The 8,107-nt window shown below is 50.2% G+C and carries 7 protein-coding genes and 1 tRNA gene; 4 read left to right on the top strand and 4 right to left on the bottom strand.

Features of this window, described 5'->3' with window-relative positions; genetic code table 11:
* The first annotated feature begins 11 nt into the window (after positions 1-11).
* Positions 12-88 (top strand) — tRNA-Met (locus tag G461_RS0122550).
* Between the two features lie 601 nt (positions 89-689).
* Here G461_RS0122550 and prc read toward each other — a convergent pair.
* The 4 genes from prc to G461_RS0122525 all read right to left on the bottom strand — a co-directional run bounded on the left by prc (position 690) and on the right by G461_RS0122525 (position 4,168).
* Positions 690-2,693 (bottom strand): carboxy terminal-processing peptidase, encoded by a 2,004-nt coding sequence (prc, locus tag G461_RS25245; RefSeq protein ID WP_051333778.1) that lies wholly within the window; start codon positions 2,691-2,693, stop codon positions 690-692.
* A 20-nt stretch (positions 2,694-2,713) separates the two neighbouring features.
* A complete protein-coding gene (proQ, locus tag G461_RS0122535; protein WP_026973552.1) occupies positions 2,714-3,349 on the bottom strand; it encodes an RNA chaperone ProQ in 636 nt (211 codons plus the stop codon).
* Between the two features lie 82 nt (positions 3,350-3,431).
* Positions 3,432-3,908: a GAF domain-containing protein gene (locus tag G461_RS0122530; RefSeq protein ID WP_026973551.1), complete on the bottom strand. Its 477-nt coding sequence runs from the start codon at positions 3,906-3,908 to the stop codon at positions 3,432-3,434.
* Positions 3,905-4,168, bottom strand: coding sequence for a YebG family protein (locus tag G461_RS0122525; RefSeq protein ID WP_026959029.1), 264 nt, complete (start codon positions 4,166-4,168; stop codon positions 3,905-3,907). The genes G461_RS0122530 and G461_RS0122525 overlap by 4 nt, the downstream gene beginning before the upstream one ends.
* Positions 4,169-4,375: 207 nt before the next feature.
* On the opposite strand from G461_RS0122525, the gene G461_RS0122520 reads away from it, so the two are divergent.
* The 3 genes from G461_RS0122520 to G461_RS0122510 are packed head-to-tail and all read left to right on the top strand — an operon-like array spanning position 4,376 to position 8,101.
* The gene (locus G461_RS0122520) at positions 4,376-4,933 is read left to right on the top strand and encodes a paraquat-inducible protein A (protein WP_169727288.1); all 558 of its coding nucleotides are present in this window, start codon (positions 4,376-4,378) and stop codon (positions 4,931-4,933) included.
* On the top strand, positions 4,917-5,516 hold the full coding sequence (locus G461_RS0122515; RefSeq protein WP_026973549.1) for a paraquat-inducible protein A: 600 nt from the start codon (positions 4,917-4,919) through the stop codon (positions 5,514-5,516). The genes G461_RS0122520 and G461_RS0122515 overlap by 17 nt, the downstream gene beginning before the upstream one ends.
* Entirely contained in the window at positions 5,513-8,101 is a 2,589-nt protein-coding gene (locus G461_RS0122510; protein ID WP_026973548.1) for an MlaD family protein, read from the top strand. The genes G461_RS0122515 and G461_RS0122510 overlap by 4 nt, the downstream gene beginning before the upstream one ends.
* Positions 8,102-8,107: the final 6 nt, after the last annotated feature.

The raw sequence follows: 8,107 nt of genomic DNA, 5'->3' as shown, positions 1-8,107 counted from the left end.
CCCTCTTCGGACGCGGGTTGGAGCAGTCTGGTAGCTCGTCGGGCTCATAACCCGAAGGTCGTTGGTTCAAATCCAGCACCCGCAACCAAATTTTTGTACAAAATCAGCCATCGGGCTCAACTCTCTATAAGAGCGCGAAGCTCGCCAGTTCAAATCCAGCACCGCAACAAATTCGTTTTAGAAAGTAGGCTTTCGCGTTTAGCCCTTTTGTAGAAACTCAACACTCAATAAACGTGCTACGAACTGAACCCGCTTATTTTCTTAGTAAACTCAAATCCACAAACTGCCTCGCTCTCATAACTACACATAAATCACATCCTTCTCCAAACCATGCTGTTAAACTACAGCACCTTTTCGTAGTAGCACCTAACCGGCGTTACATGGAGTAGCAACAAGCAATGCAAAATGTGTTATTTATCGCTGTGTGTTTAGCGGTTTTGGTCTGGATGATCATTGATTCGGGTAAAACCGACGTGGTTCTAAATTTCTGGGAGCATGTCTCCCTCCCCGCTAAAGAAGATCTCGCGGTCTACTTCAGTCAGGGTGTGTATTACATAGCATTACTCATCGGCATGGTATACCTGGCACGAAAGTTTAAACGACGTAAGTAATTCACCGTTTCAACTCGCCGTTTCACATACAAAAAAGCCACCCTACTGGGTGGCTTTTTGAGTGTCTAAACAAAACACTTAAGACGCTGAACTGAGTGCATTGAAGTCGAGCGCAATCTTGGCAGCCTCGGTCAAGAATGCATCTTCGAACTCTACATCTTCAGGAAGGTCATCGACGTCCTCAACCTTTGGCAACGACATCCGTGCCAAACGCTCGTTGAGTCGCTCAAGTTGCTTCAGTTCCTTCTGATCGCGCAAGGTAATACGTTCCTGCTGGTTTAAGCTAACTGATTTCTGCTCGCGCTCCTCACGAAACTCTTGAATGTCAGTGAGTATATATTGGAACTCGGGATCAACTTCGATGCGCGCGCTATGTTTGTCGTTGAGCGCCTTAACCAAGCTCGCCAAGTTCCCCACCCGGTCATAACTTGCTGGCTGGATCTGATCCCAAGGCAGTGCATTGTCTTCGACACTCTCACCAGTTTCTTCAGGCAACAGTGGTGACGGGTAAATAACGTCTGGGATAACCCCGCGGTGTTGCGTGCTGCCACCGTTAATCCGGTAGAACTTAGCAATGGTGTACTGCACGTGTCCCAGTGGGTTTTCGTACAAATCATAGATGCGACCGATACCACGATGCTGCTGCACGGTGCCTTTGCCGTAGGTTTGCTCACCTACAACCAACGCACGACCGTAGTCTTGCAGTGCGGCAGCAAAGATCTCTGAAGCGGATGCACTGTAGCGGTCAACCAGAATCACCATCGGTCCATTGTAAGCAACAGAGCCGTTGTTATCGCTGTTTACGGATACCCGGCCTAGCTGATCACGAACTTGGACAACTGGACCTTCTTTAATAAACAAACCGGTAAGCGCAGTGGCCTCGGTAAGCGCACCGCCTCCGTTGCCACGTAAGTCGACGATTAAGCTTTCAACATCACCGAGGGTGGCAAGTTCTGCTTTTGCGTCTTCACTCAGGTTCACATAGAAACTTGGGATCTCAAGCACGCCAACCTTTTTACCGTCAACCTCAATCACCTTGGCTTTAGCTGCGCGATCTTCCAAGCGAACTTTGTCTCGGACGATTTCGATTACTCGTGGCTTAGCGTTGCTCGAACTGGCACCGCCTAATATTTCCAGTCGAACGGTTGTCCCTTTGGGGCCTTTAATCAACTCAACGACATCGTCCAAACGCCAACCGATAATATCAACGATTTCGCCCTTTTCTTGGCCGACACCGATGATGCGATCATCTGGCTTCACTTGATTACTCAGGGCTGCTGGACCGCCAGGTACCAAACTGCGGATCACCGTGTAGTCATCTTCAGCCTGTAGCACTGCACCGATACCTTCCAGCGATAGATTCATCTCCATCTTAAAGCGCTCAGCATTACGCGGAGACAGATAACTGGTGTGCGGTTCAATGCTGCGAGAGTAGGCATTCATTGCGGTTTGGAAGGCGTCTTCACTGGTGGTTTGGGTTAGACGCTTAATCGCACTGTTGTAGCGTTTGCCCAGTGTTTCCACGATCGCTGGCCATTCGCGCCCTGCAAGTGCCAAGCTCAGTGCGTCGTATTTAACTTTCTTACGCCACAGGTCGCGTAACTCTGCAGTGTCTTTCGGCCAGTTAGCTTCGCTACGATCGAACTGATAGCGCTCATCAGACTCGAACTGCATAGGCTCATCAAGCAAGGCCAAGGAGTACTCAAGCTGTTCATAGCGACGCTGAATGGAGAGGTTGAACATGGTGTACAAAGGATCCAAGCGGCCTTTAGGTACATAGTTGTCCAATTGCGAGCGGTATTGCTCAAAGCCTTCAATATCGCTCTCTAAGAATAGAGAGCGATTGAAATCAAGCTGTTGGAGGTACTTGTCGAAAAACTCGCTAGATAGCTCGTCATCGAAAGGAACGCTGCGATAGTGCGAGCGTGTATACAGTGCACTTATTCGTTTAGCGGCAGTCGCGTGCTGACTTTGTTGGCTGAGAACCGGCAAGTCTTGCTTGCCAATCGTTGGAGTTTGAGCAAGAACAACAAAGCTTAGGCTGCTTAGCAGCACCCCCAAGCCAACACAAAACTTTCTCATAGGCACTGCCCCGTTAAGATTTAAGATACAACGTGTTCTGGTTTAACTTTTACCAGCATTCCAGAATTAAGTTTTACAGCAATACCGTCTTTTGTCACTTCTGCAACTTCACCTGGCATCGGCGACTTACCGACCAATACCTTAACCGCAAGGCCAACTTGCAGTTGATCTTGGCTAACTTGAGTCAGCTTAGGCTTAGGTGCGCTTGGTGCATTACGCTTGCTGCTAACGGGTTTTTGAGTACGAGCACGACGGGCTGGAGCTGGCTTCTTATCGCCTTCGCCCTGTGCCTTTTGGGCTTGTTGCTTGGCTTTCTTGGCAGCAAAGGCTTTTTCTTTGCTTTCTTTGAGGGTTTTCTGCGCGTGCTCTACGTGTGACGCTTCAATAGCATCGCCTTCTTTACCGTCGAGATCCACGCGGTTAGCGCCAAGTTTAACGCCATGCAGATAGCGCCAGCTTGAGGTGTATTGACGAAGTGCGCTACGCAGAACAGTGTTGCTAACCCGCTCATCGTCTTTCAGACGTTCAGCCAGATCCTGAAAAATGCCGATTTTAAGAGGCTTAGCCTCGCCCTCTACAGAGAAGCATTCGGGGAATTGGCTAGCTAAGTACTGAATAACCTCTTTGCTATTTTTCAGTTTGTTCGTTTGTTCCATGTTGACCTTTCTTTGTACATCTATAATCACAGCGTGATTTTGCTGATTCGGGCTATTATAGAGAGCGCGAGGTTAATTACCATTAAAAATCCGCGTCACCTAAGGATTTTTCTAGTGTTCTAACCACTAGCTCCAAGCCTCGTTGGTCGTGTTCGCTAAATCGCTGCTTAACAGGACTATCAATATCGATTACCCCGATCAGCTGCTCGTTTGCATACAACGGAATAACAATTTCAGACTCGCTGGCTGCATCGCAGGCAATATGCCCTTCAAACTGATGTACGTCATCTATCCGCAATGTTGTCGCTTGTTGATAGGCACTGCCACACACGCCACGACCAACCGGAATCAGGGTACAAGCGGGCTTTCCTTGGAATGGCCCCAACACGAGTTGGTCTCGCTCAGCGTGATAAAGGTAGCAGCCAGCCCAGTTCAACTCACCCAGCGCGTCAAACAATAACGCCGAAAAATTTGCCAGGTTGGTGGTGCGTGGCAAAGCCGGATCAAGCAGGCTGTTTACCTGCTGGGCCAGAAGTTGATAGTCGAATGAAGCGGTCACTCCGCATTCTCCTCTAATTGGATTTCGTCGAAAGCTTTTCCTTTTAGCAACAACTGCAGCGATTTTTGATGGCTAGCCAAGAACAGGCTAAGGTTTTCTGCCACCGCGTCTTGCAATTCAGGCTCTGCATGCTTGAGCATCAGGTTAAGCTGATCGGCAATATCCAGCATTTTGTCGTAGTTGTCAGCCTCCTTTTTCGACGTAAATGTCATTTTTTCTTCACCATTGCGCTCAACAACATACTTTACAATTACAGCCACTGCTGCCTCCGAATACTGTATATATATACTGGTCATTGTGCACTATTCACCGGCCTTGTGCTAGTCTATTGTAATTAAAACAATTTATTGCTTATCTAACTGCTTATCTGGGCACTCAACATCGATAGCTCTCAGCGGACTGAAACCATGCCACAAAGGCCACATGACCTTTGCATTTGCCCGAGTTGTGATCTGGTGATCTCTCAGTTGCCAGAATTAAGCGAAGGCAATGCACTCCATTGCCCGCGCTGTGGGCACAAACTCAAAAGCAGTAAGTCGCTGCAGTTCTCAGAAACGCTGGCCTTGTCTCTCGCCTGTCTGATTACCTTGATTATCGCCAACCTTTATCCGCTACTCAGCTTCGATTTTCTCGGCTCGGAAAGCCATGCCAATATCTTGGAAGGGACAATTTTGCTGTTCGATAACGGCTATTACTTTGTTGGTGGTGTGGTGCTGTTAGCTAGCGTGGTGGCACCCGTGGCAGTGTTCTCCTTAGTCGCAATCAACTCCTTTTTACTAATGCAGAAACGCAAGACACCGGGCTTAGCGTCGATGCTGCATTATCAAGACTCATTGATTCACTGGAGTATGCTCGAAGTGTTTCTAGTCAGTTTTATCGTGTCTCTGGTAAAACTGATTGAATTATCAGATATTAAACTGGGCTGGGGATTGTGGAGTATTTGCCTCACCATTGTATTTTCCGGGCGCTTGTTGCTAGGAATAGATAGCCAGCGGTTTTGGGAGCGATATGCAGCCATCAGCTAAGCAAGCAGGACTTAAACTGTGCCCTCACTGTCACTTCGTTCAGCCTATCGCGGAAAAGCACTGCCCTCGCTGCAGTATGCGTACCCACTCTCGGATCCCATACAGTATTCAAAAGACGTGGGCGCTGATCATCACCGCAACCATCGCGCTTGTTCCAGCCAACCTACTACCGATTACCGTACTTAGCACCCGAGGTGCACCTAAACCCGAAACGATTATGTCGGGCATCATCAATCTGTTTCAAAGCGATATGCCTGTTGTTGCCAGCGTAGTGTTTATCGCCAGTATTGTGGTCCCGTTTGCCAAGTTAGTGGGCTTAGCGCTGATTTTAGCGAGTTTGCATATGCACATTGAGCTAAGTGACCGCCAACGCGTGCAGATGTTCCGTTTTATCGATTTTATAGGCCGCTGGTCGATGCTAGACCTGTTTGTGTTGTCCATCATGATTGCGGTGTTCAGTCACCACAAGATCATCGATGTTGCCGCAGGCCCCGGGGCTACGGCGTTTGGCCTGGCCGTGGTCCTCACTTTATTTGCCGCAAAGACCCTCGACACCCGTTTAATTTGGGACTATCAAACGTGAGCCAACAAGCAGTAACCCGCAAAGAACGCATTATCTCACCTATTTGGCTGCTGCCAATCATTGCATTGGGCATGGCGATTTGGCTGCTTTACAAAACTTGGAGCGAAGCCGGTGTCCCGATCACCATCGATTTTGCTTCTGCTCAAGGCATCGTGGCAGGTCAAACCCACATCTATTATCAGGGCTTGGATATCGGCGTCGTCACCAAGGTGAACCTCAATGAATCGCTGACCGGCGTTCAGTTAGAGGCGGAAATCGACCGGGATGCCGAGCAGTTGCTCACCGAACACAGTATATTTTGGCTGGTCTCCCCTAAAGCATCACTGACTGAAATCAGCGGCCTGGATGCCTTGGTGGGCGGTAACTACATCGAGCTGCAATACAATGAAGGCGAGCCAGCCCTTAGCTTTGTCGCCGTCCCCGAGCCACCTACGCGTATCGACGGCAAAGGCCTGCTGCTGCACCTTCGGGCTGACGAGCTCGGCTCCTTGGATGTCGGCTCGCCAATTTATTTCAAGAAAATCCCGGTGGGCGAAGTAAAGCGCTATCAACTTGATGACGACCACAGCGTAGTGATGGACCTGCTGGTTAAGCCTGAATACGCGCACTTGGTAAAAGACCATTCCCGCTTTTGGGACGTATCGGGTATCGACGCCGATATCTCCCTCCAAGGTATGCGCCTACAAAGCGAGAGCTTGGCTAGCCTGATACTTGGCGGTGTTGCCTTCGATAGTCCCGATCAGGGTTTGCAAGCCCGCGCAGGTCAACACTTCACCCTATTCGAAGGACGCGACGCGGCAACCCGGCTAAGCCGCGTGTCAGTCGTCACTGATACTGTGGAAGGTCTTAATGTAGACAGGACCCGACTGCGCTATAAGGGCGCGGAGGTTGGCCTGCTGCGACAAGTCGACTATCAGCAAGATCACTACTTACTCAGCTTTAGTGTGAAAAGCGAATACATCTCGCTGTTTAAAGAGGACACCGAGCTGCGTCGATTACAGCCTCAGATAGGACTAGAAGGTGTTAAACACCTGGAAGGCTTGCTCGGTGGCATAGACATTGGGGTCTATCCCGGCAGCGGTGCCCCGGCACAAAGTTTTACCCTGAGCAGTGCCAAACAAGCGCCACCCGGGGCCCAAACGCTGGTACTCAATGCCAGCCAGTTGCACGGCATAGAAGCCAGCTCCGTGGTTATATATCGGGGGTTTCCTGTTGGAGGTATCTTGGATATTCGCCTCGATGGCAATGAGTTCGATATCGAGATCTACCTTGAAAAGCCTTACCTAAGCCTACTTAACGATAAGAGTTACTTCCATATCGTCTCGCCGCTAGAGGTCGAAGCGAGCTTGTTTGGTCTGGATATTAGCTCGGGTGGGATCCGCTCGTTTATTGCCAGCCCCATTGCGCTTGATTACATGGAGTCGACACCCCCCCCCACTGAGCAGCGGCTGTTTGCCTCCAAACATGACGCCCATGAACACCAGCGTCCAAGCAGCGCCCCCAAGCGTGTAAGCCTTCGCACAGAAAGGCTTGGCTCGTTATCGGTCGGCAGCCCGGTGTATTTTAAGCAGCTGCAAGTTGGGGAAGTGGTAGCTTATCAGTTAACTTCACAACAAGATGTGAGCATCGACATCGACATCTATGGTGAGCACCGCGCCTTAGTCACCGACTACTCCCGTTTCTGGCATGCCTCGGGGGTGAACCTTGAGATAAACACCAACGGCGTGTCTTTACAGAGCGAATCTCTGCGCTCCATCGCGCTGGGTGGCATCGCGTTCGAGAACCTGGAGCAACTTCCCAAACTATCGTTGCCTCGCTTGTTCAGCACTAAGGAGGATGCTCTGCAACGCCGGCTTAATGTCACGCTAATTGCAGAGCATGCGCAGGGCTTGAAGCCTGGTGCTGCGATCCGTTATTTAGGAAAACAGATAGGCCGGGTTAAACAGGTACATCTGGCAGACAACTTGTCCCATTTTGAGCTAGACGCGGAGCTCTATCACCCCTACTCCAAACACTTTGCCCGTGAGCAAAGCCGTTACTGGCTAGAAACCACAGAGCTATCGTTAGAAGGAGCAAAGAACCTGGGCAACCTGATTACCGGAAATTACATCGAAGCCAGACCCGGCCACGGACGCCCTATCCAGCAGTTTGAGCTAGCCGCCCGCCCTCCCCGTTATAGCGACGAAGCCTTGTTGATACGGGTAAAAGCGGTTCATTTAGCCAGTGTTAGCGCTGATTCGCCGCTTCTCTACAAACAGCAAGCGGTCGGCCGGATCCTAAGTACCCGGGTGATTAGCGATGGCTCGGGCATTGTGGCAGAGGTAATGATTGAGCCAGAGTATCGCCACCTGGTCCGCGCCAACAGTGTGTTCTGGCAGGCCTCGGGCGTGGACTTCTCATTAGGGTTTGGCGGTGCAGATTTACATATGGACTCTCTGGAAACCCTAGTCAAAGGTGGCCTGGCCTTCGCAACACCGGAGAGCGTTCCCTTTGCCGACGCTGTAACAGCTGGCTTTGAGTTCACTTTAAGCCCCACTTTTGACAAAACTTGGTTAAAATGGTCGCCCTCAATTCCAAACCAATAAGAACAC

The organism is Aliagarivorans marinus DSM 23064, assembly GCF_000429485.1.
Classification (GTDB): domain Bacteria; phylum Pseudomonadota; class Gammaproteobacteria; order Enterobacterales; family Celerinatantimonadaceae; genus Aliagarivorans; species Aliagarivorans marinus.
This window is presented reverse-complemented; position numbering and strand designations above follow the sequence as displayed.